The organism is Duganella sp. GW821-FHT07G03, assembly GCF_059418605.1.
This window is the reverse complement of sequence record NZ_JBWKQE010000008.1, coordinates 80044-104089: the sequence shown is the minus strand read 5'-3', so window position 1 is coordinate 104089 and position 24046 is coordinate 80044. Positions and strand designations below refer to the sequence as shown.

The following is a 24046-nucleotide window of genomic DNA, read 5'->3' as shown; positions in this document are numbered from 1 at the left end:
CCGGTTTTTTTTCCCGGCGGAAGAATCCATCCATGATGAAATACCTCAGCATTGCAGCGTTGCTGCTCGGTTCGGCGGTTCAGGCCGGCGCACAGGACGATTGGACCATCGTCGCGTCCGCCATCGATCCGGCCCATTATCACGGCGTGACGCTCGCCAATGGCATGCTCGGCCTGGTGTCCTCGGCCGAACCGATGCAGATCGGCGAAGTGGTCCTCAACGGCGCCTTCGATACCTACGGCCGCGGCCGGGTCGACAACATCCTGAAGGGCTTCAACTTCATGAACGTCAAGCTCGACGTCGATGGCCAGCGCGCCGACGCCGCCCACGTGTCGGGCCTGCGGCAAACGCTGGACATGAAGCGGGCGCTGCTGGTCACCGAGTTCGACCTCAAGGACACGGTCCACGTCAGGCACAGCATCGCCGCCCTGCGCCAGCTGCCCTACACCGCGCTGGCCACGGTGGAGATCACGGCGCGGCGCGCCACCACGGTCACGCCGTCGGCGCTGATCGCGGCGCCCGACATCCTGCGCGACGTCAAGAACCTGTACGCCCAGATCGACCGCCCGCACGCGCGCATTCCGCTCATGAGCTCGGTGGGCAAGAGCCCGTCGGGCCGGCACACCATCGCCGCCGCCGTCAGCTTCATCTTCGAGCCCGGCGTCCAGCCGGAGCTGGTGCATGAGGACGGCGACTACAACAGCCATGCGACCAAATTCAGCCGGACGCTCAAGGCCGGCGAGACGTTGCGCTTCTCGGTGGTCGGGTCGATGCTGACCTCGGCCCACCTGGCCGACCCGCACAACGAGGCCGAGCGCCTGACCGTGTACGCCGCGCTGCAGGGGCGCGAGCGGCTGATGGCGGCCCACCTGCGGGCCTGGGACCAGTTGTGGCGCAGCGATATCGTCATCGACGGCGATCCGCAAACCCAGCGCGACATGCGCCTGGCGCTGTACTACCTGTATTCGTTCGCGCGCGAAGGCACGGCCTTCAGCCTTTCGCCGATGGGCCTGTCCGGCCTGGGTTACAACGGCCATGTGTTCTGGGACGCCGAGCTGTGGATGTTGCCGCCGCTGCTGGCGCTCCAGCCCGAGCTGGCCAAATCGATGCTCGAATACCGTTTCCAGCGCCTCGGCGCGGCGCGCGAGAACGCCCGCAACCACGGCTACCGCGGCGCCATGTTCCCCTGGGAGTCGGCCAGCGAGGGCCACGAGGTCACGCCGGTGCCGGCGCTGACCGGACCGTTCCAGCAGCACATCACCGGCTGCGTCGGCTGGGCTTTCTGGAAGTACTACCAGGTCACCCACGACAAGCAGTGGCTGCGGGAGCGCGGCTATCCGATGCTCAAGGAAGTGGCCGACTTTTGGGCCAGCCGGGTCGAACGCCAGGGCCCGGGCCGCTACGAGATCAACAACGTGATCGGCGCCAACGAGTGGCAGGAGAACATCGACAACAACGCCTTCACCAACGGCATGGCGATCACCGTGCTGCGCTACGCCGGCCAGGCCGCGCGCGAACTGGGCATCGCGCCCGATCCCGACTGGGAGCTGGTGGCCGCCAACATCCCCATCCTGCGTTTCGCCGACGGCACCACCCGCGAGAACGCCAGCTACGACGGCGTGCCGATCAAGCAGGCCGACGTCAACCTGCTGGCCTATCCGCTGGCGATCGTCAGCGACCCGGCCCGCGTCGCCCAGGACCTGGCCTACTACGCACCACGGCTGGCGCCGGAAGGACCGGCCATGGGGTTGTCCATCGTCGCCACGCTGTACGCCCGCGCCGGCCAGACCGAGCAGGCGTACGCCACCTTCCAGCGCAGCTACCAGGGCCTGCGTCTGGCGCCGTTCGGAGTGCTGGAGGAATACCCCGGCGGTGGCAACCCGTATTTCGCGACCGGCGCCGGCGGCACCTTGCAAGCGCTGCTGTTTGGCCTGGGCGGCTTGCATATCGACGACCAGGGCATAGGCCAGCGCAAGACCGCGCTGCCCAAGCGCTGGAAGAAGCTGGAGCTGCGCGGCGTCGGTGTCGACCGTGCGACGTTTACCCTGCCCTAGGCCCGGCATCCATTTTTCCGGCCGGCGTGCGCGCCGGCCGATTTTCCCCACCCGTTTTTGGAATCCCCCGATGGAACAGATCCACCCGCTGCCCGACCCCGCCGAACCCGCCCTGCGCTTCTCGCTGCCGGAGGGCTTGGTCGCCAATGAATTCCTGCGCCAGGGACCGGTCGCCGCCCACCTGCTGCTGAGCTCCGGCACGGAGCCGCGCCTGCTGGCCGCCTTCCCGGCCGGCAATAGCGCCACCGGCCTGTGGTTCAAGCCGGACGGGGCGCCGCTGCAGTGGAGCGGCGCCGCGCAGATCCAGGCGGTGCAGGGCCGCGACGACCAGGGCCGCCCGCTGTACGGCATCACCACCGAGATCGCCGTCGACCGCGCCATGCTGACCGTCGACCGCGCCGTGCTCAGTTCGGCGCGCGTGTTGCGCGACTACCAGCACGACAGACGCCTGCCGCTGGGCCTGCACAACGCCATCGACTTCACGGCCGACAGCGTGCGCTGGTCGCGCGACCGCCTGGACGGCGCCGCCGGCTACGCCATCGGCCTGGAAGTGCTGAACGGCCGGGTCGACACCGACGCCCACGGCCGCATCACCCTGAGCGCGGTGGCCGGCCAGAGCCTGCGTTTGCGGCTGACCGCGCTGTCGGGCGAGACCGCGCTGCAGCCGCTGCCGCCCGCCCAGCTGTTGCGCGATCCGGCGGCCGGCACCCTGCGCGCGCGCCAGAGCCTGGCCTTCCTCAGCTACCGCGACAAATTGCTGGCCGGCTCGTGGCGCTTCAACACCTATTTCGGGCGCGACACGCTGATGTCGCTATTGCTGCTGATGCCGGCGCTGACGCCGCAGGCCGTCGAAGCCGGGCTGGCGTCGGTGCTGGACCGGCTCGACCCGCACGGCGCCGTCGCCCACGAGGAAGACATCGGCGAGTGCGCGCTGCTGCACGGCGGCGGCGGCGCCCCGGTGTACGACTACAAGATGGTCGACGACGATTTCATGCTGGCGCCGGTGGCCATGGCCTATCTGCTGCAGCAGTCCGGCGGCGCGGCGCAGTGGCTGGCCGGGCCCGGCGCCGACGGCCAGCCGCGCGGCGCGGCGCTGTGCCGCAATTTCCAACTGGTGCAGCAGCTGGCCGGCGCCTATGCGCGGCGGCCGGGCATCGACACGCTGATCCACCTGAGACCCGGCCATGTGACCGGCGACTGGCGCGACAGCGCGGATGGCCTGGGCGGCGGCGTCGTCTCGTACAACGTCAACGCCATCCTGGTGCCGGCCGCGCTGCGCGCCATCGCCGCGCTGCACGCCAGCGGCCTGCTGGCGCCCTACCTGGACGACGACTGCGCCGCGGCCGCGCTGGCGCAGTTGTGGGAAGACCAGGTGCCCGGCTACTTCACGGTGCGCCGCGGCGCCGACGCGGCGCGCGCCAGCGTGCGCGCCTGCGCCGCCGAACTGGGCGTCGACGCCGCGCCGGCCCTGGCCAGCCTGGGCGTCGGCGAGCTGGCGTTCAACGCCATCGCGCTCGACGCCCAGGGCAATCCGGTGCCGGTGCTGCATTCCGACCTGGGCTTTGCGCTGATGCTGCAGCGGCCGCCGGCCGAACTGATCGAGCGCGAACTGGCCGCCGTCATGCGGCCCTTCCCGGCCGGACTGATGACCGGGGTCGGCATGCTGGTGGCCAACGGCGCCTATGCCGACGCCGCGCTGCGGCCGCTGTTCGGACCGGACCGCTACCACGGCGCCGTGGTGTGGTCGTGGCAACAGGCGCTGCTGGCGGCCGGCCTGGCGCGACAACTGGTGCGCGGCGATCTGCCCGACCGCACCCGCGCCTTGCTGGCCGAGGCGCAGCAGGCGCTGTGGGCCGTCATCCTGCCGACCCAGGCGCAGGGCAATTCCGAGCTGTGGTCGTGGACCTGGGCGGACGGCATCTACCACATGCAAGCGTTCGGACCGGGCGCCGCCACCGCCGACGAATCGAACGCGGCGCAGTTGTGGAGCACGGTCTACCTGGCGGTCCGGCCGCCATTGGCCGCCAGTACAATGGTCGCGTAGCAGTGCGTCTCATGCCGTCCACCACCATGCGCCGATCACGGCCACCGCAGTACCAGGAGACCAAGCAATGAACCATATACCAGGCCGCCTGCGCGCGGCCGCGCTGTGCGCCGCGCTGGCGATGGCGGCGCCGGGACGGGCCGCCGAGGCGGTCACGGTGGCCGTCTGGGGCTCGTCGCCCGCCGAGGTGGCGGCCTTCGACCTGGCCGCCGCCGCCTTCACCGACAGCACCGGCATCGCCGTGCGCAAGCAGGTGATCGAGGACAAGTACCAGGACGTGCTGAAGTCGCGCTTCGCCGCCAACAACCCGCCCGATGTGTTTTACCTGGACGCGTCCGAGGCGCCGGTGCTGATCGAAAGCGGCGTGCTGGAGCCGCTGGAACTGGGCGCGGCCGACCAGGCCGATTTCTACCCGCAGTTTCTGCAAGCCTTCCGCGGCCGCGACGGCAAGCTGTACGGCCTGCCCAAGGATTACTCGACGCTGGCGCTGTACCTGAATCCGCAGCTGTTGAAGCAGGCCGGCTACCGTGCGGACGACGTGCCGCGCGACTTCAACGGCTTGATGCGCTTTGCCCAGACCTTGCAGGCGCGCCTGCCGCGCGGCGTGGCGGCGATGATCATCGAGAAGGACTTGGCGCGCCATCTGGCGGCACTGGAAACCTCGGGCCAGCCGCTGATCGGCGCCGATGGCCACGCCCACTTCACCGGCAACGCGGTGGCCTACGCCTATCTGAACCAGCTGGTCACCGGCCACGTGCTGAAATACCTGTACTCGCCCAAGGACGACCTCGGCGCCGACTGGCCGGGCGCCGCCTTCGGCACGCGGCGCGCCGCGCTGATGATGGAGGGGAACTGGGTGCAGCCGGCGCTCCGGCACGACTATGGCGACGTGCCCTTCATCGCGCGCGAAATGCCGACCGTGAACCAGCGCAAGCAGACCATGGCCTTTGTGGTCGGTTATGCGGTGCCGCGCGGCGCCAGGAACAAGGCGGCCGGCCTGCGCTTCGCGCGCTACATGACCGGACCCGGCATGCGCTTGTGGGCCGCCACCTCGGGCACGCTGCCGACCCGGCGCAGCGTGGAGGCGGCCATGCAGGTGCGCAGCGCGCCGGCGCTGGCGGCGCACGTGGCCGGCGCGGCCTATGCGACGGTGTGGTCGCGCGGTATCGAACTGCCGGTGCTCAACACCAATTTCGGCAACCAGTTCCTGGCTGCCTTCAACGGCAACAAGGCCCTGCAGCAGGCGCTGGAGCAGGCCGAAGCCGTCTCCAACCGTGAAATCGAACGCCAGCGATGATGCCCTCCCTGCCCAAAATCCCGCGCGGCGCCAGCATCAGCGCCTATGCCTTCCTGCTGCCGGCGCTGCTGGTCATCAGCCTGTTCACGCTGGCGCCGATCGGCTATGCGCTGTTTGTCTCGGTGCAGAAGATGGACCTGGTGTCGGGGCGCCACAGCTTCGTCGGCCTGCGCAACCTGGCGTATCTGGTCGAGGACGACAAGTTCTGGGCTGCCTGCCGCAACACCATGACGTACGTGGCGGTGGTGGTGCCGTTGCAGACGGTGATCGCGATGGCGCTGGCCTGCGCCCTCAACGGCAAGATCCGTTTCAAGCGCAGCTTCGTCACGCTGCTGTTCCTGCCGACGCTGACCTCGTCGGCGGCGATGACCATGATCTTCATGTGGCTGTTCAATAACAACGGCCTGGTGGTGCAGTTCCTCCAGCAGCACTTCGGCCACAGCATCAATTTCCTGGGCGATCCCAAGTGGGCGCTGGGCATCATCATGCTGATGAACGTGTTCTCCACCATCCCCGGCTACATGGTGGTGTTCCTGGCCGGCCTGCAGGAGATCCCGGCCGCGCTGTACGAGGCCGCGCTGCTGGACGGCGCCGGTCCGGTCAGCCGCCATTGGGAGATCAGCGTGCCGCAGCTGATGCCGATCACCTGCTATGTGCTGACGATGGGGCTGATCGGCTGCTTCCAGGTGTTCGACCAGGCCTTCATCCTGTCCGGCGGCGAGGGCGGGCCGGAGAACGCCACGCTGACCTTCACGCTGCTGATCTACCATTTCGCCTTCAAGAACTACAACACCATGGGCCTGGCGTGCGCGCTGGCGGTGGTGCTGACCGCGATCATCTTCTGCGCCACGCTGATCCTGAACCGCTTTGTGCAACCGAATGGAGCCAACCGATGAGCCGCCGTTCCTATTCCGCCGGCGCGCTGTACGCGGTGCTGGCCGGCTACAGCCTGCTGACCCTGGCGCCGTTCGCCTGGGCCGTGCTGACCTCGCTCAAGAGCAGCCGCGAGATCGCCGGCGCCGAGCACGTCTTGCCGCAGGCGCCGACGCTGTCGGCCTACGAGATGATCCTGCACGGCCCGTTCTACCAGTGGCTGTGGAATTCGTTCACGGTGGCGCTGGCCGTCACCCTGCTCAACGTGCTGTTCAACACCATGGCCGGCTACGCGCTGGCGCGTTTCCGCTTCCGCGGCCGCGGCCTGCTGTTCCAGACCCTGATGCTGCTGGTGATGGTGCCGAGCCAGGTGACCATGATCCCGGCGTATATGATCGTCGCGCGCATGGGCCTGGTGGACACCCATTTGTCGGTGATCCTGACCTCGGCCGTGTCGATCGCCTACATCTTCATGATGCGCCAGTTCTTCATCAACTTCCCGGTTGAAATCGAAGAGGCGGCCACCTTGGACGGCTCGGGGCCGTTCCACCGTTTCTTCCACATCGTGCTGCCGATGGCCAAGCCGGCGCTGGCCACCCAGGCCATTTTCGTCTTCATGGGCATCTGGAACGAGTTCATGAAACCGCTGCTGTTCATCTCCAGCGTCGACCGGTACCTGCTGACGCAGGGCTTGAACGCAGTGGCCAAGCAGTACGCCAAGGCGTCTTCGTGGAACCTGATCATGGCCGGCTCGGTGATCTCCATCCTGCCCATCCTGATCCTGTACATCGGGCTCAACCGGCACTTCCTGAACATCAACGACCAGTCCAGCGGCATCAAGTAAAACGAGAACCCCATGACGCAAGTTAGCCTCAACCATATCGCGCTGGCCTACAACGGCCAGCACGTCCTCAACGACATCAACCTGGACATCGCGCCGGGCGAGTTCTGCGTCTTCATCGGTCCTTCGGGCTGCGGCAAATCGAGCCTGCTGCGGCTGATCGCCGGACTGGAGCCGGTCAGCGCCGGCACCGTGACCATCGACGGCCGCACCATCAACGACGTGCCGCCGGCGCAGCGCCAGATCGCCATGGTGTTCCAGAGCTACGCGCTATACCCGCACATGTCGGTGTACGACAACATGGCGTTCGGCCTGACCCGGCAAAAGCTGGACAAGGCGGAGATCGAGCGCCGCGTGATGGAGGCGTCGCGGATACTGCAACTGGACGAGCTGCTGGCGCGCAAGCCCGGCGCGCTGTCCGGCGGCCAGCGCCAGCGGGTGGCGATCGGCCGCGCCATCGTCAAGAAACCCAAGGTGTTCCTGTTCGACGAGCCGCTGTCCAACCTGGATGCCTCGCTGCGGGCCCAGACCCGGCTGGAGATCGCGCGCCTGCATCGCGAGCTGCATACGGCCAGCATGATCTACGTGACCCACGACCAGGTGGAGGCGATGACGCTGGCCGACAAGATCGTGCTGCTGCGTCCGGCCGCCGAAGCGCCGGGCCAGTCCAACGTGGCGCAGATCGGCACGCCGCTGGAGCTGTACCATCATCCGGCCAATCTGTTCGCGGCGCGTTTCATCGGCACGCCGGCGATGAATTTCCTGAGTGCCAGCCTGGCCGGCGTGACGCCGCAGGGCATCGTCGCCACCCTGCGCGGCCGTGCCTGCGAGGCCGCGGTCGATGGCGCCGACCTGGCGCCGGGGGCCGCGCTGACATTGGGCATCCGTCCCGAGCACCTGGTGCTGGGACAGGGCGAGTGGCAAGCGCAGATCGTCCACGTCGAGGCGCTGGGCGAGCACAGCTATGTGCATCTGCGATGGGCGGACGAGCAGCCGCTGCTGGTCGCCAAGACGCAGGACGACAGCCTGCGGGCGGGCGCGACGGTGGCGTTCTCGCTGCCGGCGGCCTCGCTGCATGCCTTCCGCGACGATGGCCTGGCCTTGCGCAGGCTGACGGGCAAATAGCTGGTCCGGCGCACCGCTGACGAGCGCTCCATGCTAAGCTTTTTGGCATCAGGCCAGGCTGGGCCGTACTCGGAGAGGAATCACCATGCAGACCCCGGAATCTGACACCCGCGCCGCCGAGGCGGCCCTGAGCGACTGGCACCGCGCGCTGGAGCTGCATGACTGGGGCGCGGTCGACGCCGGGCTGAGCGCGGAATTCCTCATGATCGAGCAGGACCGCATCCTGGACAAGGCCGCCGTCATGGCGCTGCTGACGTCCAGCGCCGCGCTGGGCCGGCAACGGGCCGGCCTGCACGGCTTCCGCACCCAGGCGCACGGCGATGTCGCCTGGACCACGGTCAGCAACGACGCCGTCTGGATCGCCAGCGACGGCGTGGAAACGCCCTACGGTTTTCTGGAAACGGCGGTCTTCAAACGCGACGGCGACGCCTGGCGGATCGACCGTTACCACGCGACCCGGCTGGCCAAGCGCTGAAAGTTGCAATTTCCGCATATCGCGGCAAAAATGGCTGCTGTTCAATTAACAACAGGATCAGTGATGACAGATTCAAGCCATGACGGCCAGCCGCAGATGAGCAAACACCGTATCGAAGCCCTGGTGGACGGCATCTACGCCGTCGCCATGACCTTGCTGGTGATCGATTTGCGCCTGCCCGAACATGCCCATCTGGCCAGCGAAGCGGCGCTGCAGGGCGCGCTGGTCGGCCTGATCCCCAACCTGATCTCGTGGCTGGTCAGCTTTTTCGTGCTGGCGATATTCTGGATCGCCAACCACCGCCTGTACAGCTACGTGCGGCATGCCGATCCGGGCCTGCAATGGTTGACCATACTCAGCCTGTCCGGCGCCTCGCTGCTGCCGTTCGCCTCGGCGGTCAACGGCCAGATCGCTTCGATGACGGGACAGCTGGTGTATTCCGGCGTGATGATCTGGCTCAGCGTGTCCACCTTGCTGGTGGCGCGCCACATCTACCGCCATCCCGGCCTGTGCCTGCATCCGATGAGCATAGGCGCCTACCGCGCGACGATGGTGCGCGGCTTCGGCGTGATGCTGATCGCGACGCTGGCGCTGCTGATCGGCTACGTCGCGCCGGGCAAGGCCAACTTCGTGTTCATGCTGATGTCCACGCTGCGCCCGCTGGGCGCGCGCATCGAGCGCCGCTACGCGCGCGCCGCCGTCGCCGCCTGAGCCGGGCCTAGACCTCGCTCCACTGCCGCAGCAGGTTGTGGTAGTGCCCGGTCAGGCCGACCAGTTCCGGGCAGTCGCCGAGGCGCGCGCGCAGGCTCTGGATGTTCTGGTCCAGCTCCAGCAGCAGGCTGCGGCGCATATCGTCGCGCACCATGCTCTGGGTCCAGAAGAAGGAACAGACCCGCGCCCCGCGCGTGACCGGCACGACCCGGTGAATGCTGGTCGACGGATACACGATCAAGTCGCCGGCCGGCAGCTTGACCTCATGCTCGCCATACGCGTCGGTGACGATCAGCTCGCCGCCGTCGTAGTCCTCGGGATCGCTGAGGAACAGGGTCGACGACACATCGGTGCGCAGCCATTGCCCGCTGGCGGTCACGCGGCGCAGCGCGCCGTCGACATGGGCGCCGTAGTGCTCGCCACCGGCGTAGCTGTTGAACAGCGGCGGACAGGTGCGCAGCGGCAGCGTCGCCGCGAAGAACAGCGGACTGGCCGCCAGCGCCGCCAGCACCTGCGCGCCCAGTTCCTGCGCCAGCGCCGAGTCCTCGGCCAGCTGGCGGTTCTGCTTGACCCGCGCGCCCTGGGCGCCGACCGTGCCGCGGCCGTCGACCCAGTCGGTCTGGTCCAGCCGGCGCCGCATGGCGGCCACCTGTTCGCGGCTCAGTACGCCGGGGATGTGCAGCATCATGGGAAAACTCTCCTTGAAAAAAAAAGACCCCGCCGGAATGGGCGGGGCCTGCGGTGAGAAGCTGAAAATTAGAACTTGAAGTTGGCGGTCAGGCTGGCCGAGCGCGGCGCGCCCGGGGTGTAGCGGTAGCCCGACTTGTTGATCGCCTGGACGTACTGCTTGTCGGCCAGGTTGTAGACGTTCAGGCGCAGGTCGACGTGCTTGTTGATCGGGTAGGAAGCCATGGCGTCATACACCCAGTACGAGTCGGCGAAGGCCGGGGTGCCGACCGCGCCGTCGGTGCCGCGCATCAGCTTGTCGCTGAAGCGGGCGCCGCCGCCGATTTGCAGGCCCATCGGCAGCGTGTACGAGGTCCACAGCGTGAACGCCTGTTTCGGCGTGTAGCTCAGCAGGTTGTCGCCGGAGGCGGTCACCACCTTGCCGGACACCACCTGGGTCGACATGCGGGTGTAGCCCGCGCTGATCAGCCAGCTGCGCATGAGCTCGCCGGTCACGCCCAGCTCGATACCCTGCACGCGCTTTTTGCCGGTCTGGAAGAAGTTGGCGGCGTTGTTCGGGTCGACCTCGATCTCGTTGCGCACGTCGGTGCGATAGGCCGCGGCCGATAGCGACAGTTTCTGCTTGAGCAGATCCCACTTGGTGCCGAGCTCGTAGTTGGTGGTGATTTGCGGATCGTAGTTCGGGTTGGCCGAGCTGTTGGCGGCCGAGCTCAGCGTGAAGTTGGTGCCGCCCGGCGGCGCTTTCGACGTCGCCACCAGCGCGTAGACGCTGCTGTCGGCGGTCGGCTTGTACAGTGCCGACAGTTTGCCGTTGAGCAGGTTATCCGAGGCCGTCAGCGAGTTGGCCAGCAGCGTGCCGACCGGGATGGTTTGCGGCGTGGCCGCAGCCTGCACGGTCACGCCGTTGTAGGTGGTGTTGTAGTGGTCCAGGCGCACGCCGGCGTTGAAGATCCACTGGTCGCCCAGCTTGGCGGTGTCGAACAGGTACACGCTTTCGGTGTTGGTGCTGCCGTCGCCGCGGGCGCCGTTGCGCACCAGGCTGACCTGGGCTGGCGTCACCGGCTGGCTGGAATCCGGATGGTAGATGGAAACCAGCGGCAGGCCGGTCGCGCCCGGCGCGTTGACGTTGGTGTAGTTGGTCTGCTTCTCGTTGATCAGCTCGACACCTGCGACGACCGTGTGCTTGAGCGCGCCGCCGTCGAAGTCGGCGGTGACGGTGGTCTGGTTGGTGATGATTTCGTTCAGCTGGTCTTTATAGTTCAGGTTGGTGCGCGCCATCATCCAGCTGTCCGGGTTCGAACCGGCGACGACGTTGCGCAGGTTGGCGCCGGTCGACATGAACGAGGTCAGCAGATAGTCCTGCTTGGTGCGGCCGTAGCGGGTGGTGCTTTGCAGCTTGGCGCCGCCGGCGAAGTCATGCTCGATGCGGGCGGTGAACATGTCGGCCTTGACCTTGTCGAAGTCCAGCACCGAGCCGTAGAAGTTCTTCGGATCGACCGCTTTGGCGCCAGCCATGAAGGCGAAGCTCGGGCCCAGCACCGGCGGCGTGGTGCCGGAGGCCGGCTTGAGGACGACCGGCGCCGGCGGGGTCCAGCCCGGCAGGCCGATGGTCAGCACGCCGCCGTCGGGGATGTTGTCCTGGTCGACGTGCAGGTAGTTCAGGTAGACGCGGGTCGGGCCGTTCAGGCCGAAGGCGACCGACGGCGCGATCGCCCAGCGCTTGTTCTTGACCACGTCGCGCGCCGGATTGCCGCTGTCCTGGTCGAGCAGGTTCAGGCGGAAGGCGGTGCCGGTGTCGGCGTTGATCACCTTGTTCAGGTCGGCGGTGGCGCGCTTCTGGCTGCCGCTGCCCACCGTGAGCGAACCCATGTAGGCGTCTTCCAGCAGGGGTTTCTTGCTGACCAGGTTGATGGCGCCGGTCGGCGAGCTGCGGCCGTTGTCGGTGCCGGCCGGGCCCTTGAGCACGTCGATCTGTTCGATGTTGAAGGTGTCGCGCGAGATCGAGCCGACGTCGCGCACGCCGTCCACGTAGATGCTGCCGGAGGCGTCGAAGCCGCGCATATAGATGCCGTCGCCGGTGGTGGTGCTGCCGTTTTCGCCCAGGAAGAAGGCGCCCACGCCGGGGGTGTTGCGCAGCGCTTCGGTCAGCGTGACGGCGCCCTGCTGTTCGATCAGCTCTTTCTTGATGACCGTCAGCGACTGGGCGGTGTCGACCAGTTTCTCGGTGTACTTGGCGGACGAGGCCTTGTCGGCCTTGAAGTCGTTGATGACGTCGCCACGCACCTTGACTTCCTGCAGGGTCTGGTTGCTGCCGGCCACGATCACCGGGTCGGCGCCGGCGTCGGCCGCATGGGCGGCGACCGGCAGCAGCATCACGGCCAATGCCGCGCTCATCTGTTGATTGAAGCGCGATTGCGCGTGTTTGCGACTCTTAATCATTTGCATCTTTCTTCCGAGAATGTAGGCGGCTGGCTGCGCTGGGCTACTGCGTTCTTGCGTCTGGCTGCCGGATCATGGCGATTTCATGCGGAGGATTGTAACAATGAAGTGAGTAGATGTAAATGCGAATTGTTATCAATAGCGTTTAGTTATGCGAACAACGGCGGCGCCCCGGGCGCTGGCCGGGGGCGCGCAATGCGACCGGTGGGTCGCGGCGGGCGTTCAGGATTGTTCGGTGTCGAGCCAGGCGCGGGCGTGCGCCAGTGTCTGTTCCAGTTCGGCGCGGACGGTTTGATAGCGCTGCTCGAGTTCGTCGTCGCGCTGTTCGTTGATGGCGTTTTCCGCCTCGACGGTGGCCTGGATCAGGCGCTTGGCGCCCAGCACGCCGACCGCGCCGCGCAGGCTGTGGAACAGGCGGGCGGCGTCGCGCAGCCGCCCTTCCTGCAGCGCCAGGCCGGCCAGGTCGGCCGGCTCCATGCCGGTGTCGATGGCGCCGCGCACCATCTTGAGCATCACGGCGCGGCCCTTGGCGTCCTTGCCCATCACCCGCACCAGACTGTCCATATTGAAGACGGCGGCCTCGCCGGACGCGGCCGGGACCGGCGTCGGCGCCTGGGCTGGCGCCGGCGTTGGCGCGGCGGCGGCCATGTCGGCCAGCAAATCGTCGGTGGCCGGCGTCGCCGGGGCCGGCAGGTGGCGCTGCAGCACCGCCAGCATTTCGTCGACCTCGATCGGCTTGGGGATGAAATCGGTGATGCCGGCCTCCTGGCTGCGGTGGCGCTCGGAGCCCAGCACGCCGGCCGTCATGGCGATGATGGGCAAGGTCAGGCCCAGCTGCTGGCGCAGGATGCGGGTGGCGGTGAAACCGTCCATCACCGGCATCTGCATGTCCATCAGCACCAGGTCGTAGCGGCTGGCGCTGGTGCGCAGCAGGTCGACCGCCTGGCTGCCGTCGCCCACCACGTCGAGCGTCGCGCCGGCGTGCTCGAGGATGCCGCGCGCCACCACTTGATTGAGCGCATTGTCTTCCACCAGCAGGAAGTGGTGGCCGGCCAGGCTGCCGGCGATGCCGGCCTCGGCCACCGCCTGCGGCAGGCCGTCGATCTTGGCCGCCAACGCCTGGTGCAGCGCGTCGAACAGGTTGGAGCTGGTGATCGGCTTGACCAGCACCACGTCGGCCTCCGGCGCGTTGGAGATTTCCTCCGCATGGTCGCGGGCGAAGGCGTTGACCATCACCACGATCGGCTGCTTGCCGCCGCCGGCCGCCTCGCGGATGCCCTTGGCCGTGGCCAGCCCGTCCATGCCGGGCATGTGCCAGTCGGCCAGCACCACGTCGTAGGTCTGCTTGGCCTGCTGGCTCTGGCGGTAGCGGTGCAGCGCGGCCGCGCCGGAATCGACCTCGTCGGCCTGCCAGCCCCAGGCACGGATCAGCTTGGCGATCACTTCGCGGCTGGTGCGGTTGTCGTCGGCCACCAGCAGGCGCAGCTGGCCCAGCGCCGGCTTGCGGCGCTCGTCCGGCAGCTCGGGCAGCACCTCGAACGGCAGGCTGAACCAGAAGCGGGTGCCCTGGCCCTGCTCGCTGTGGACGGCGATCTGCCCACCCATCAGCTCGATCAGGCGCTTGGTGATGGCCAGCCCCAGGCCGGTGCCGCCGAAGCGCCGCGTGATGCTCTGGTCGCCCTGCGAGAAGGCCTGGAACAGCTGCGCCAGCTGGGACTCGGTCATGCCCATGCCGGTGTCGCGCACCTCGAAGCGCAGCAGCGCGTGGTCGGCGTCGCGCGCGCTGAGCTCGATGCTGACCACCACCTCGCCGTGCTCGGTGAACTTGATCGCGTTGCCGGCCAGGTTGACCAGGATTTGCTGCAGCCGCATGGCGTCGCCGCGCAGCTGGCGCGGCACCGCCGGGTCGACGCTGATCGCCAGCTCCAGCTCCTTGTCGCCGGCGTTCATGGTCATCAGGGTGGCCAGCGAGTTCATGGTGTCATCCAGCGCGAAGGCCACCGGCGACAACTCCATGTGGTTGGCCTCGATCTTGGAAAAATCCAGCACGTCGTTGAGGATGCCCAGCAGCGACTGGCCCGACACCCGCACCATGCTCAGGTATTTGCGCTGCTGCGGCGTCAGCGGCGTGTTGCCGAGCAGGTAGACCATGCCTAGCACCGCGTTCATCGGCGTGCGGATTTCGTGGCTCATATTGGCCACGAACTCGCTCTTGGCGCGGTTGGCGGCCTCGGCGCGGTCGCGCTCGCGCTCCAGCTCGGCGGCGCGCGCCTCCACCTCCAGCGCCAGCCGGTGGCGCTCGGTGATATTGGAAATCACCGCCAGCACCTTGGTGCCTTGGTCGGTGCGCACCGCGCTCAGGTTGACTTCGATCGGGAATTCGCTGCCGTCGTGGCGCAGGCCGTACAGCACCGCGCCGTCGCCCATGCGCACCGGCTCGGCGCTGAGGCGGTCGGCAAAGAACTTCACGCGGTGGGCCGCGTGCTGGCCGCGCAGGCGTTCCGGCACCAGCATCTCCAGCGGCTGGCCCAGCACCGCCGCGCGCGGGTAGCCGAAGCAGCGCTCGCCCTCGCGGTTGAAGGTTTCGATGCGGCCGTCGACGCCGACCACCACCATGGCGTTGGGCGCGAACTCCACCAGGCTTTGCAGGCGGGCGTCGGCCGCCAGCCGCTCATGCATCAGGTCGTTGAAGGCGCTGGTCAGCTGGCCGACCTCGTCTTGCGCGTAGGTGGGCAGCGGCGTGAAGCGGCTGGGGTTGTCGCGCAGGACGACGATGGCGTCGCGCAGCTTGATCAGCGGCGCCAGCAGGCGCAGGGTGAGCCAGCCGATCAGCGCGGCCGCGGCCAGCGAGGCCAGGCCGCTCCACAGCAGCAGCCGGTACAGCACGCCGTTGAAGGGTTCGAACGCTTCCTCGGCCGGCAGCGAGGCCGCCAGCACCCAGTCCACCGACTTCAGCGCCTTGTAGCTGTTGAGGGTGCGCTGGCCGGCGCCGTTGATGCTGTCGACCGTGCCTTCGAAATCCTGCTCCAGCGCGCGCGTGGTGGCGGCGTTGGCGTGGGCCTGGCGCGGCTGCAGCATGCGGCTCAGGTCGGGATGCAGCACGTACACCGGCGTCGCCGTGCGGGTCAGCGCGAAGTAGTAGCCGGTGCGGCCGACCTTGGCGTTGCGCAGATGGCCCAGCAGATTGTCCTTGTACAGCCGCAGCACGCCCACCAGTACGCACACCACCTCGCCATGGGCGTCCAGCACCGGCGCCACCATCTGCACGATGGGCTGCTTGCCGGCGCGGCCAAGCAGCGGTTCGGTGATCATCGGCTTGCGGGTGCGCAGCACCGTCTTGAAGTAGTCGCGGTCGGCCGCTTCGATGCCGACCCGGGTCGGCACTTCCGGCAGGTCGGCGACGATCGTGCCTTGCGGGCTGAGCACCAACAGGTCGTCGAACAGCGCCAGCACCGCGCGGTCCTGGTAGTAGGCGCGCAGCTGGTCGGCGGAGCGGGCGATGGCGGGCGGCTGGTTGCGCGCCGAGACGGTGATGATATCGAGCAGCATCAGCAGCTTGTCGTCCAGCTCTTCGGCGGTGCGGTTGATCAGCGCCGTCTGTTGCGTGAACAGCACTTTGGTGTAGTCGTCCTGCATGCGGTGGGTCTGCACCACGGTCACCAGCGCGATCATCAGGACCGAGGTGATGCTGGTGGCCAGCGCAACTTTAGTCTTGATGCCGGGTGACTTCATGTCGTCCTTGGAGGCGAGGTCGGGCGGAGTATCGGAGAAATGCCAAACAGACAGCAAATTCTCCTATCAAAGCCCGGCCTTGGCAACAGGATTAACGCTGAGCAGCGGCAATGATCACTTCCGCCACCTTGGCCGGCTGCGACAGCATCGGCACGTGGCTGGTCTGCAGCGTGACGGTGGTGGCGTTCAGCTTCCTGGCGAACGCCTGTTGCAGCGCCGGCGCGATCATGCGGTCGTTGGCGGCGGCGATGTAGTAGCTGGGCTTGGTTTTCCACGCCGCCACAGTGGTGACGTCGCCGAAGGCCTTGGAATTGATCGGGCCCTGGGTGGCGGCGATCAGCGCGGCGGTGGCCGGGGACACGTCCTGCGCGAAGTTCTTGCTGACCGAGTCGGCCGGCAGCCACAGGTAGCCGGCGGCGTCGGCCTGCAGGCTGGCGATGCCCGGCGGCACGGCGTAGTCCTTGCCCAGGTTGGCCGAGGCCTCGCCCTCGGACGGCGCGAACGCGGCCACATACACCAGGGCTTTGATCTTGTCGCTGGTGCCGGCCTGGGTGATGACGGTGCCGCCCCACGAATGGCCCACCAGCACCACTTTGCCGGTCTGCGCATCGACCACGCGCTGGGTCGCGGCGACGTCGTCGGCCAGCGAGGTCAGCGGGTTTTGCACGGCCACCACCTTCAGGCCCTTCGCCTGCAGCAGCGGGATGACCTTGTCCCAGCTGGAACCATCGGCGAAGGCGCCGTGGACCAGTACGACGGTGGTGTCGGTGGCCGGGGTGGCGGCGTGGGCGCCCAGTGCGGAGGCCAGCAGTGCGGTAGCGATCAGAGTGCGTTTCATGATGTGGTCCTTATGGTTGAGTAGTGAGCTATCAAATAGTGTGCTACTTGATGTGATGAACTATAGCTCGCAATTTAATAGTGTGCAAGATAATTATTTTAAATAATTTGTGATAATTTTGCCGCTGCGCGAATCCAAACGGCCTGCGCCCGCCTCTTAGCTGCCGAGGGATTTCCTCTGCAACGAATAGGAGTGCACTATGTTCTATGTCAAAAATGTACCGAACTGGGAACGCGCGCTGCGCGTGGTGGCCGGCGTGATCGCGGCCTGGGCCGGCATCGCCCTGCTGGGCGGCCAGTGGGGGCTGGTGCTGGCGGCGTCGGCGGCTGGCATCGTCGCTTCCGGCCTGTTCGGCTTCTGCCCGATGTGCGCGCTGGTCGGCCGCCGCCTCGACAAGGCGGCCAAACAATCTGGAGGACTATGAGCCTGGCAGTACAACACTTACCGGTGCTGGACGCCGCCCATCGCGGCGATCCGGCGGCGCTGGCGCAACTGCTGCGGCTGTGCCAGCCCGACATCCGCCGCTACGCCCAGCGCAACTGCCTGGTCGGCGACGTCGACGACGCCGTGCAGGAAGCCTTGCTGGTGCTGTCGCGGCGGCTGTCGTCGGTGCGCATGCTGGCGGCGTTTTCCGGCTGGCTGTTCCAGGTGGTCAGGCGGGAGTGCCATCGGCTGGGGCGCGCCGCGCTGGGCCACGACCCGTGGGACGACGAGCGCGCCGAGCAGTGGCTGGCCAGCCAGGACACGGCCGGCCTGCGGCTGGAACTGGTCAACGCGCTGGAATCCTTGCCGGCCGATTACCTGCAGGTGGTGCTGTTGCGCGATTTCGCCGAAATGTCGATCGCCGAGATCGCCGCCGACGTCGGCCAGAGCAACGCCGCCGTCAAGAGCCGGCTGCACCGGGCGCGCAGAATGGCGCGCGAATACCTGATCGGCTAACTGCGGCATAGTCCGGAAATGACGTCCAAAGGTCTAGAATTGGGCCATGATACGAGAACTTCCCTCGCTGGTCTTGCCCAGCGCCAGCATCGAAAACCTCAAGGCCAGCTGCGCGACCTGCAGCATGCACCAGTTGTGCTTGCCGATGGGGCTGGACAACAATGATATGAACCGGCTGGACCAGATCATCGGCCGCCGCCGCAAGGTGGCGCGCGGCGCGCCGCTGTTCCGCATCGGCGACACCTTCCAGAGCCTGTTTGCGATACGGCTGGGCCATTTCAAGACCTACCAGGTCAACCGCGACGGCGTCGAGCAGATCACCGGCTTCCAGATGGCCGGAGAATTGCTGGGCATGGACGCCATCAGCGCCGACCTGCACCACTGCACCGCGCTGGCGCTGGAAGACAGCGAAGTGTGCGAGATCCCCTTCGACAGCCTGCAGCAGTTGCTGGCCGATATGCCAACCTTGCTGCGCCACTTCCACCGCATGATGAGCCAGAAAATCACGCGCGAGCAAAGCGTGATGCTGTTGTTGGGGAATATGCAGGCGACCCAGCGGTTTGCCGCCTTCCTGGTCAACCTGTCGTCGCGCTACGAGACGCGCGGTTATTCGCCGCACACCTTCCAGCTGCGCATGTCGCGCGAGGAGATCGGCAACTATCTCGGCCTGACGATCGAGAGCATCAGCCGCCTGCTGTCCAAATTTAAGAAGCAAGGCTTGCTGCGCGTGAGCAACCGCGAGATCGAGCTGCTGCAACCGGCGACGCTGAAGGCGATCACCGCCGGTACCCAGACCTGCGCTTAGTTGCCGGCTAATTATCGGCGGGCTCAGGCAGGTCAGCCTGCAGCGTCACCTGGCGTTGCGCCGGCCAGATCCAGGTGCCGGCCAGCCTCCAGTCGCGCTGCTCGCCTTCGATCAGCACCACCCAGCGGCTGCGCTCCAGCATCGGCAGGTTGATCTGGAACGCGCCGAATTCATCCGGCTGCACCACCAGCTGGATATCCTTTTCCGGCAACGTCGCGTGCGACAGGTGCACGAACAGCCGTTCGGTTTTGCCCTGGTCGCTGGCGGTGCGGCGCAGCTGGCCGCTCAGCGTGCCCTGCGTGGCGTCATAGCCTATCACCGCCGACAAGCCCAGCGATGACGCCAGGCGGTCGCGCCGCAAGTCCTGGTTGATGGCCTTGCCCTGCTTGTAGTAGTCGCCCACCACTAGCGCGTCCTGGCGCGAATAGGCCAGCCAGCCGGTGTAGGTCGCGGCCACCACCACCACGGCCGGGCCCAGCATCAACAGCCACGGCCAGCGCTGCTTCCACCACGGCGTTTGCGTCATGATCGATACGTTCATTGCGTCCCCTTAGCGCGGCACGAAAAACACCGCATGTTCCTTCACGTGCAACGACGGCTGGTCGACTGCGGTCAGTTCAATCTCGATCTTGTTCGAACCCGGATTGCCGGCGCCGTGCGCGCTGCGCAGGCGGATCGGATAGGCCTTGGTCTCGGTGCCCTCCAGCCGCACCAGCTCCGGCGTCACCTGCGCCAAGGTGGGTATGCCGCTGACGCGGATGCGGTAGGTGTGTGCCTGCTCGCTGGTGTTCATGATCTGCAAGCGGTAGACGTTTTCGATCATGCCCTCTTCCACCTCGCGCCCCATGGCGCCGCGGTCGCGGATCACGTCCAGCTTGAGCGGCGTGCGCAGCCACAGCGCCGTGCCGACCGCGACCACGATCAGCGCCAGGATGGCGGCGTAGATCTTCACCCGCGGGCGCAGCGTGCGCTGGCGGATCTCGGTCGGCGTGTAGTGCATCAGCAGCGCGCGCTCGGTGCTGTAGCGGATCAGGCCGTGCGGCTGGCCGATCTTGTCCATCACGCCGTTGCAGGCGTCGACGCAGGCGGCGCAGCCGATGCACTCGTACTGCAAGCCCTGGCGGATGTCGATGCCGGTCGGGCACACCTGCACGCACAGGCTGCAATCGATGCAGGAGCCGCCGTTGACTTCTTCCCGTTTCGACAGCGGCGCGCGCGGTTCGCCCAGTGCGTTGTCGTAGGTGATGATCAGCGTGTCGCGGTCGAACATCGAGCTCTGGAAGCGGGCGTACGGGCACATGTATTTGCACACCTGTTCGCGCAGCCAGCCGGCGTTGCCGTAGGTGGCCAGGCTGTAGAACAGCACCCAGAACCATTCCCACGGGCCGAAGCTCAGCGTCAGCACCTCGTTGCCGAGGAATTTGATCGGCGTGAAGTAGCCAACAAAAGTGAAGCCGGTCCACAAGGCCACCGCGCCCCAGGCCAGGTGCTTGGCGGTTTTTTTTGCGAACTTGGCGGCCGAGGGTGGCTGCCGGTCCAGCGCCATGCGGGCGCTGCGCTTGCCTTCGATCCGGCGTTCTATCCACAGGAAGATTTCGGTATAAACCGTTTGCGGACAGGCGAAGCCGCACCACACCCGCCCGGCCACCGCGGTGGCCAGGAACAGCAGGTAGGCGCAGATGATCAGCAGCGCCGCCAGGTAGATGAAGTCCTGCGGCCACAAGACCAGGCCGAAGATGTAGAACTTGCGCGCCACCAGGTCGAACAGCAGGGCCTGGCGGCCGTTCCACTGCATCCACGGGGTGCAGTAGAAGGCCAGCTGCGTCAGCCAGACACACAGCCAGCGCAGCCGGGCGTAGCGGCCCGAGGTTTCTCGCGGATAGATTTCCTCGCGCGCCGCATACATCTTGATCACTTGTGGTGCAGGATCGTTCATTTTGATGCCGTGACGGGTTCAGTTTTAAGCTGCGTGACGTCGTTCGACAAGCTCCATACGTAGGCGGCCAGCACGTGCACCTTGGCGTCGCCGAGGAAGTCGTCGAATGCCGGCATGGTGGTGCTGCGGCCCTTGCGGATGGTTTCCATGATGGTCTCGGCGCTGCCGCCGAATAGCCAGACCTTGTCGGTCAGGTTGGGCGCGCCGATGGCCTGGTTGCCGGTGCCGCCGGCACTGTGGCAAGCCATGCAGGCGCCGAACTTGTCCTTGCCGAACACGGCCTTGATCGGGTCGTTGGTCGAGCCGGACAGGCTCAGCACGTAATGGGCGACGTTCTCCACTTCCTTGTCCGAGCCCAGCGCGGCGCCCATAGCCGGCATCACGCCGGTGCGGCCGTGCAGGATGGTTTCCTTGATGGTCTCGGGGGCGCCGCCGAACAGCCAGTCCTTGTCGGTCAGGTTGGGGAAGCCCTTGTTGCCGCGCGCGTCCGAGCCGTGGCACTGCGCGCAATAGGTCAGGAACAGGCGTTCGCCGATGGCGTGCGCCTTGGGATCGGCCGCCACCGCCTTCAGGTCCTGCTTCTGGTATTGCGCGAACAGCGGACCGTAGTCGGCGTCGGCCTGCTTCAGCTCGGCCTGGTACTGGCCCGAGGATTTCCAGCCCAGCTTGCCGGCGTAGCTGCCCAGGCCGGGATACAGGAACAGATAGGCCAGCGCGAACACGATGGTGATGTAGAACAGCCACATCCACCAGCGCGGCATCGGCGTGTTCAGCTCGCTCAAGTCCTCGTCCCAGACGTGGCCGGTGGTTTCGCCGGCCTTGCCCTTGATCTTCGATTGCGAGTACAGCAGGATGCCGCAGCCGGCGATGCCGAGCAGCGTCAGCACCACGATGTACATGTCCCAGAAGCCGTTGGTAAAATCAGCCATGACGGTTCTCCTCGTCGTCGAACGGCAGCTGGGCCGCCTCGGCGAAATCGGCTTCCTTGTTGCTGATGAAAGCCCACCACAGGATGCCGGCGAACGTGATGAAGGAAATCACCGTCATCACGCTGCTGGCGCGGTCAAACAGGTTCTCAATAGCCATGCTAGTTCCTCGTCTTGATTAATGTGCCCAGGCCCTGCAGGTAGGCGATCAGGGCGTCTTCTTCGGTCTTGTCCTTCAGCTCGGCCGGGGCGGCGGCGATCTCGGCGTCGGTGTAGGGATCGCCCAGGCGCTTCAGGGCCTTCATCTTCGGCACTATGCCTTCCGGCACCAGCGCGGTCTGCGCCAGCCACGGATAGTTCGGCATATTCGATTCCGGCACCACGTCGCGCGGATGGGCCAGGTGGGTGCGGTGCCATTCATCGCTGTAGCGGCCGCCCACGCGCGCCAGGTCGGGCCCGGTGCGCTTGGAGCCCCACTGGAACGGCCGGTCGTAGACGAACTCGCCGGCGACCGAGTAGTGGCCATAGCGTTCGGTCTCGGCGCGGAACGGCCGTATCATCTGCGAGTGGCAGTTGTAGCAGCCTTCGCGCACATAGATGTCGCGGCCCGCCAGGCGCAGCGGCGAGTACGGTTTCAGGCCGGCGATGGGCTCGGTGGTGGACTTCTGGAAGAACAGCGGCACGATCTCGACGGCGCCGCCGACGCTGACCACCAGCGTCACCAGCGCGATCAGCAGCCAGGGGTTTTGTTCAATCCACGCATGGGTAAACTTCGGTGAAAATTTCATGCTTTGCTCCGATATCAGGCGTGGCCGGCGGCAAGCGCGGGAATGCGCTCCACGGCGGTCTCGCGGTTACGCAAGGTCATCCAGGTGTTGTAGCCCATCACGCACATGCCGCTCAGGTACAGCAGGCCGCCGAAGAAGCGCACCACGTAGTACGGATAGGTGGCTTTGACGCCTTCGACGAAGGTGTAGGTCAGGGTGCCGTCGGCATTGACCGCGCGCCACATCAGGCCCTGCATCACGCCGGCGATCCACATCGCGGCGATGTACAGCACGATGCCGATGGTGGCGACCCAGAAGTGCAGGTCGATCAGCTTGGTGCTATACATTTTTTGCTGGCCGGCCAGACGCGGCAGCAGGTAGTAGATCGAACCCATGGTGATGAAGCCGACCCAGCCCAGCGCGCCGCCGTGGACGTGGGCGATGCCCCAGTCGGTGTAGTGCGACAGCGCGTTGACGGTCTTGATCGACATCATCGGACCTTCGAAGGTGGCCATGCCGTAGAACGACAGCGAGACGATCATGAACTTCAGGATAGGGTCGGTGCGCAGCTTGTGCCAGGCGCCCGACAGGGTCATGATGCCGTTGATCATGCCGCCCCAGCTCGGCGCCAGCAGGATCAGCGAGAACACCATGCCGATCGATTGCGTCCAGTCCGGCAGCGCGGTGTAGTGCAGGTGGTGCGGGCCGGCCCACATATAGGTGAAGATCAGCGCCCAGAAGTGCACGATCGACAAACGATACGAGTACACCGGACGTTCGGCCTGCTTGGGAATGAAGTAGTAGACCATGCCCAGGTAGCCGGCGGTCAGGATGAAGCCGACCGCGTTGTGGCCGTACCACCATTGGATCATCGCGTCCTGCACGCCCGAGTAGGCGGAGTACGATTTGAACAGCGTGGCCGGCATGGCGGCGGCGTTGACCACGTGCAGGATGGTCACGGCGATGATGTAGCCGGCGAAGAACCAGTTGGCGACGTAGACGTGCTTGACCTTACGCGTCAGCAGCGTGCCGAAGAACACCACCGCGTAGGAAACCCACACCACCGCGATCAGCAGCGCGATCGGCCATTCCAGCTCGGCGTATTCCTTGCCGCGCGTGAGGCCCATCGGCAGCGTGATGACGGCGCTGAGGATGACCGCCTGCCAGCCCCAGAAGGTGAAGGCGGCCAGCTTGTCCGAAAACAGCCGCACCTGGCAGGTGCGCTGGACCACGTAGTAAGAGGTGGCGAAAAGTCCGCTGATGCCGAACGCAAAGATGACGGCATTGGTGTGTAAAGGCCGCAGACGGCCGTAGGTCAACCATGGAATGTCCAGGTTCAGCGCCGGCCATGCCAACTGGGCGGCGATAATGACGCCGACCAGCATGCCGACGATACCCCAGACCACGGTGGCGATTGCGAATTGCTTCACAATCTTGTAGTTGTAGTTCTGTGCAAGGTCCACTTGAAGTTCTCCCAAGAACGCTTTGATGATGTGTATCAAAGGTTACGTTTGCGAGACTCAAAAATCCTTGATGTGAATCAAAATTTCCCAGATC

The 24046-nt window shown here is 66.5% G+C and carries 21 protein-coding genes; 11 read left to right on the top strand and 10 right to left on the bottom strand.

The window, feature by feature from the left end; genetic code table 11:
- The first annotated feature begins 32 nt into the window (after positions 1–32).
- From AC07OK_RS12965 to AC07OK_RS12930, 8 genes are all read left to right on the top strand, one after another.
- Entirely contained in the window at positions 33–2054 is a 2022-nt protein-coding gene (locus AC07OK_RS12965; RefSeq protein ID WP_494690695.1) for a kojibiose hydrolase, read from the top strand.
- A gap of 70 nt (positions 2055–2124) precedes the next feature.
- Complete coding sequence (locus AC07OK_RS12960) at positions 2125–4098, top strand: hypothetical protein (RefSeq protein ID WP_494690694.1); 1974 nt, start codon at positions 2125–2127, stop codon at positions 4096–4098.
- Between the two features lie 67 nt (positions 4099–4165).
- Positions 4166–5395 carry an ABC transporter substrate-binding protein gene (locus AC07OK_RS12955; protein WP_494690693.1) on the top strand — a complete coding sequence of 410 codons (1230 nt, stop codon included), beginning with the start codon at positions 4166–4168 and terminating at the stop codon, positions 5393–5395.
- A complete protein-coding gene (locus AC07OK_RS12950; protein ID WP_494690692.1) occupies positions 5392–6291 on the top strand; it encodes a carbohydrate ABC transporter permease in 900 nt (299 codons plus the stop codon). Before AC07OK_RS12955 ends, AC07OK_RS12950 begins: the two co-directional genes overlap by 4 nt.
- Positions 6288–7112 (top strand): carbohydrate ABC transporter permease, encoded by an 825-nt coding sequence (locus tag AC07OK_RS12945; protein ID WP_494690691.1) that lies wholly within the window; start codon positions 6288–6290, stop codon positions 7110–7112. The genes AC07OK_RS12950 and AC07OK_RS12945 overlap by 4 nt, the downstream gene beginning before the upstream one ends.
- 12 nt (positions 7113–7124) lie before the next feature.
- Positions 7125–8234, top strand: coding sequence for an ABC transporter ATP-binding protein (locus tag AC07OK_RS12940; RefSeq protein WP_494690690.1), 1110 nt, complete (start codon positions 7125–7127; stop codon positions 8232–8234).
- Between the two features lie 85 nt (positions 8235–8319).
- Positions 8320–8709 carry a YybH family protein gene (locus tag AC07OK_RS12935; RefSeq protein WP_494690689.1) on the top strand — a complete coding sequence of 130 codons (390 nt, stop codon included), beginning with the start codon at positions 8320–8322 and terminating at the stop codon, positions 8707–8709.
- A gap of 63 nt (positions 8710–8772) precedes the next feature.
- Complete coding sequence (locus AC07OK_RS12930) at positions 8773–9420, top strand: TMEM175 family protein (RefSeq protein WP_494690688.1); 648 nt, start codon at positions 8773–8775, stop codon at positions 9418–9420.
- Between the two features lie 7 nt (positions 9421–9427).
- On the opposite strand, the gene AC07OK_RS12925 is transcribed toward AC07OK_RS12930, so the two are convergent.
- The 4 genes from AC07OK_RS12925 to AC07OK_RS12910 form a co-directional block, all read right to left on the bottom strand.
- Positions 9428–10108 carry a Fe2+-dependent dioxygenase gene (locus AC07OK_RS12925; RefSeq protein WP_494690687.1) on the bottom strand — a complete coding sequence of 227 codons (681 nt, stop codon included), beginning with the start codon at positions 10106–10108 and terminating at the stop codon, positions 9428–9430.
- A 68-nt stretch (positions 10109–10176) separates the two neighbouring features.
- Entirely contained in the window at positions 10177–12552 is a 2376-nt protein-coding gene (locus AC07OK_RS12920; protein WP_494690686.1) for a catecholate siderophore receptor Fiu, read from the bottom strand.
- Positions 12553–12768: 216 nt separating this feature from the next.
- Complete coding sequence (locus AC07OK_RS12915; RefSeq protein ID WP_494690819.1) at positions 12769–16278, bottom strand: response regulator; 3510 nt, start codon at positions 16276–16278, stop codon at positions 12769–12771.
- A gap of 91 nt (positions 16279–16369) precedes the next feature.
- Positions 16370–17116 carry an alpha/beta fold hydrolase gene (locus tag AC07OK_RS12910; protein WP_494690685.1) on the bottom strand — a complete coding sequence of 249 codons (747 nt, stop codon included), beginning with the start codon at positions 17114–17116 and terminating at the stop codon, positions 16370–16372.
- A gap of 244 nt (positions 17117–17360) precedes the next feature.
- Here AC07OK_RS12910 and AC07OK_RS12905 point away from each other — a divergent pair, with 244 nt between their 5' ends.
- From AC07OK_RS12905 to fnr, 3 genes are read left to right on the top strand one after another with little or no spacing between them, the layout of a single operon-like run.
- Positions 17361–17540 carry a YgaP family membrane protein gene (locus tag AC07OK_RS12905; protein WP_494690818.1) on the top strand — a complete coding sequence of 60 codons (180 nt, stop codon included), beginning with the start codon at positions 17361–17363 and terminating at the stop codon, positions 17538–17540.
- Entirely contained in the window at positions 17537–18055 is a 519-nt protein-coding gene (locus tag AC07OK_RS12900; protein ID WP_494690684.1) for an RNA polymerase sigma factor, read from the top strand. The genes AC07OK_RS12905 and AC07OK_RS12900 overlap by 4 nt, the downstream gene beginning before the upstream one ends.
- A gap of 46 nt (positions 18056–18101) precedes the next feature.
- Positions 18102–18860, top strand: a complete 759-nt coding sequence (gene fnr / locus AC07OK_RS12895; protein WP_494690683.1) for a fumarate/nitrate reduction transcriptional regulator Fnr — start codon at positions 18102–18104, stop codon at positions 18858–18860.
- Positions 18861–18867: 7 nt separating this feature from the next.
- Here the strand turns inward: fnr and AC07OK_RS12890 are convergent, their stop codons facing one another.
- The 6 genes from AC07OK_RS12890 to ccoN are packed head-to-tail and all read right to left on the bottom strand — an operon-like array spanning position 18868 to position 23952.
- The gene (locus AC07OK_RS12890) at positions 18868–19401 is read right to left on the bottom strand and encodes a FixH family protein (protein WP_494690682.1); all 534 of its coding nucleotides are present in this window, start codon (positions 19399–19401) and stop codon (positions 18868–18870) included.
- A gap of 9 nt (positions 19402–19410) precedes the next feature.
- On the bottom strand, positions 19411–20796 hold the full coding sequence (gene ccoG, locus AC07OK_RS12885) for a cytochrome c oxidase accessory protein CcoG (protein ID WP_494690681.1): 1386 nt from the start codon (positions 20794–20796) through the stop codon (positions 19411–19413).
- Entirely contained in the window at positions 20793–21725 is a 933-nt protein-coding gene (gene ccoP, locus AC07OK_RS12880; protein ID WP_494690680.1) for a cytochrome-c oxidase, cbb3-type subunit III, read from the bottom strand. Before ccoP ends, ccoG begins: the two co-directional genes overlap by 4 nt.
- Positions 21718–21882, bottom strand: a complete 165-nt coding sequence (locus AC07OK_RS12875; RefSeq protein WP_332852647.1) for a cbb3-type cytochrome oxidase subunit 3 — start codon at positions 21880–21882, stop codon at positions 21718–21720. Before AC07OK_RS12875 ends, ccoP begins: the two co-directional genes overlap by 8 nt.
- A 1-nt stretch (position 21883) precedes the next feature.
- Positions 21884–22510, bottom strand: coding sequence for a cytochrome-c oxidase, cbb3-type subunit II (gene ccoO / locus AC07OK_RS12870; protein ID WP_494690679.1), 627 nt, complete (start codon positions 22508–22510; stop codon positions 21884–21886).
- Between the two features lie 14 nt (positions 22511–22524).
- Positions 22525–23952, bottom strand: coding sequence for a cytochrome-c oxidase, cbb3-type subunit I (gene ccoN / locus AC07OK_RS12865; RefSeq protein ID WP_494690678.1), 1428 nt, complete (start codon positions 23950–23952; stop codon positions 22525–22527).
- Positions 23953–24046: the final 94 nt, after the last annotated feature.

Bases quoted from the DNA above. Each gene is read 5' to 3' on its own strand.
- AC07OK_RS12960 (WP_494690694.1), top strand. From the start codon at position 2,125: ATGGAACAGATCCACCCGCTGCCCGACCCCGCCGAACCCGCCCTGCGC.
- AC07OK_RS12930 (WP_494690688.1), top strand. From the start codon at position 8,773: ATGACAGATTCAAGCCATGACGGCCAGCCGCAGATGAGCAAACACCGT.
- AC07OK_RS12955 (WP_494690693.1), top strand. From the start codon at position 4,166: ATGAACCATATACCAGGCCGCCTGCGCGCGGCCGCGCTGTGCGCCGCG.
- AC07OK_RS12940 (WP_494690690.1), top strand. From the start codon at position 7,125: ATGACGCAAGTTAGCCTCAACCATATCGCGCTGGCCTACAACGGCCAG.
- ccoP (WP_494690680.1), bottom strand. From the start codon at position 21,725: ATGGCTGATTTTACCAACGGCTTCTGGGACATGTACATCGTGGTGCTG.
- AC07OK_RS12910 (WP_494690685.1), bottom strand. From the start codon at position 17,116: ATGAAACGCACTCTGATCGCTACCGCACTGCTGGCCTCCGCACTGGGC.
- AC07OK_RS12950 (WP_494690692.1), top strand. From the start codon at position 5,392: ATGATGCCCTCCCTGCCCAAAATCCCGCGCGGCGCCAGCATCAGCGCC.
- ccoO (WP_494690679.1), bottom strand. From the start codon at position 22,510: ATGAAATTTTCACCGAAGTTTACCCATGCGTGGATTGAACAAAACCCC.
- AC07OK_RS12945 (WP_494690691.1), top strand. From the start codon at position 6,288: ATGAGCCGCCGTTCCTATTCCGCCGGCGCGCTGTACGCGGTGCTGGCC.
- AC07OK_RS12915 (WP_494690819.1), bottom strand. From the start codon at position 16,278: ATGAAGTCACCCGGCATCAAGACTAAAGTTGCGCTGGCCACCAGCATC.
- AC07OK_RS12890 (WP_494690682.1), bottom strand. From the start codon at position 19,401: ATGAACGTATCGATCATGACGCAAACGCCGTGGTGGAAGCAGCGCTGG.
- AC07OK_RS12920 (WP_494690686.1), bottom strand. From the start codon at position 12,552: ATGCAAATGATTAAGAGTCGCAAACACGCGCAATCGCGCTTCAATCAA.
- AC07OK_RS12965 (WP_494690695.1), top strand. From the start codon at position 33: ATGATGAAATACCTCAGCATTGCAGCGTTGCTGCTCGGTTCGGCGGTT.
- AC07OK_RS12935 (WP_494690689.1), top strand. From the start codon at position 8,320: ATGCAGACCCCGGAATCTGACACCCGCGCCGCCGAGGCGGCCCTGAGC.
- AC07OK_RS12875 (WP_332852647.1), bottom strand. From the start codon at position 21,882: ATGGCTATTGAGAACCTGTTTGACCGCGCCAGCAGCGTGATGACGGTG.
- AC07OK_RS12900 (WP_494690684.1), top strand. From the start codon at position 17,537: ATGAGCCTGGCAGTACAACACTTACCGGTGCTGGACGCCGCCCATCGC.
- ccoG (WP_494690681.1), bottom strand. From the start codon at position 20,796: ATGAACGATCCTGCACCACAAGTGATCAAGATGTATGCGGCGCGCGAG.
- fnr (WP_494690683.1), top strand. From the start codon at position 18,102: ATGATACGAGAACTTCCCTCGCTGGTCTTGCCCAGCGCCAGCATCGAA.
- AC07OK_RS12925 (WP_494690687.1), bottom strand. From the start codon at position 10,108: ATGATGCTGCACATCCCCGGCGTACTGAGCCGCGAACAGGTGGCCGCC.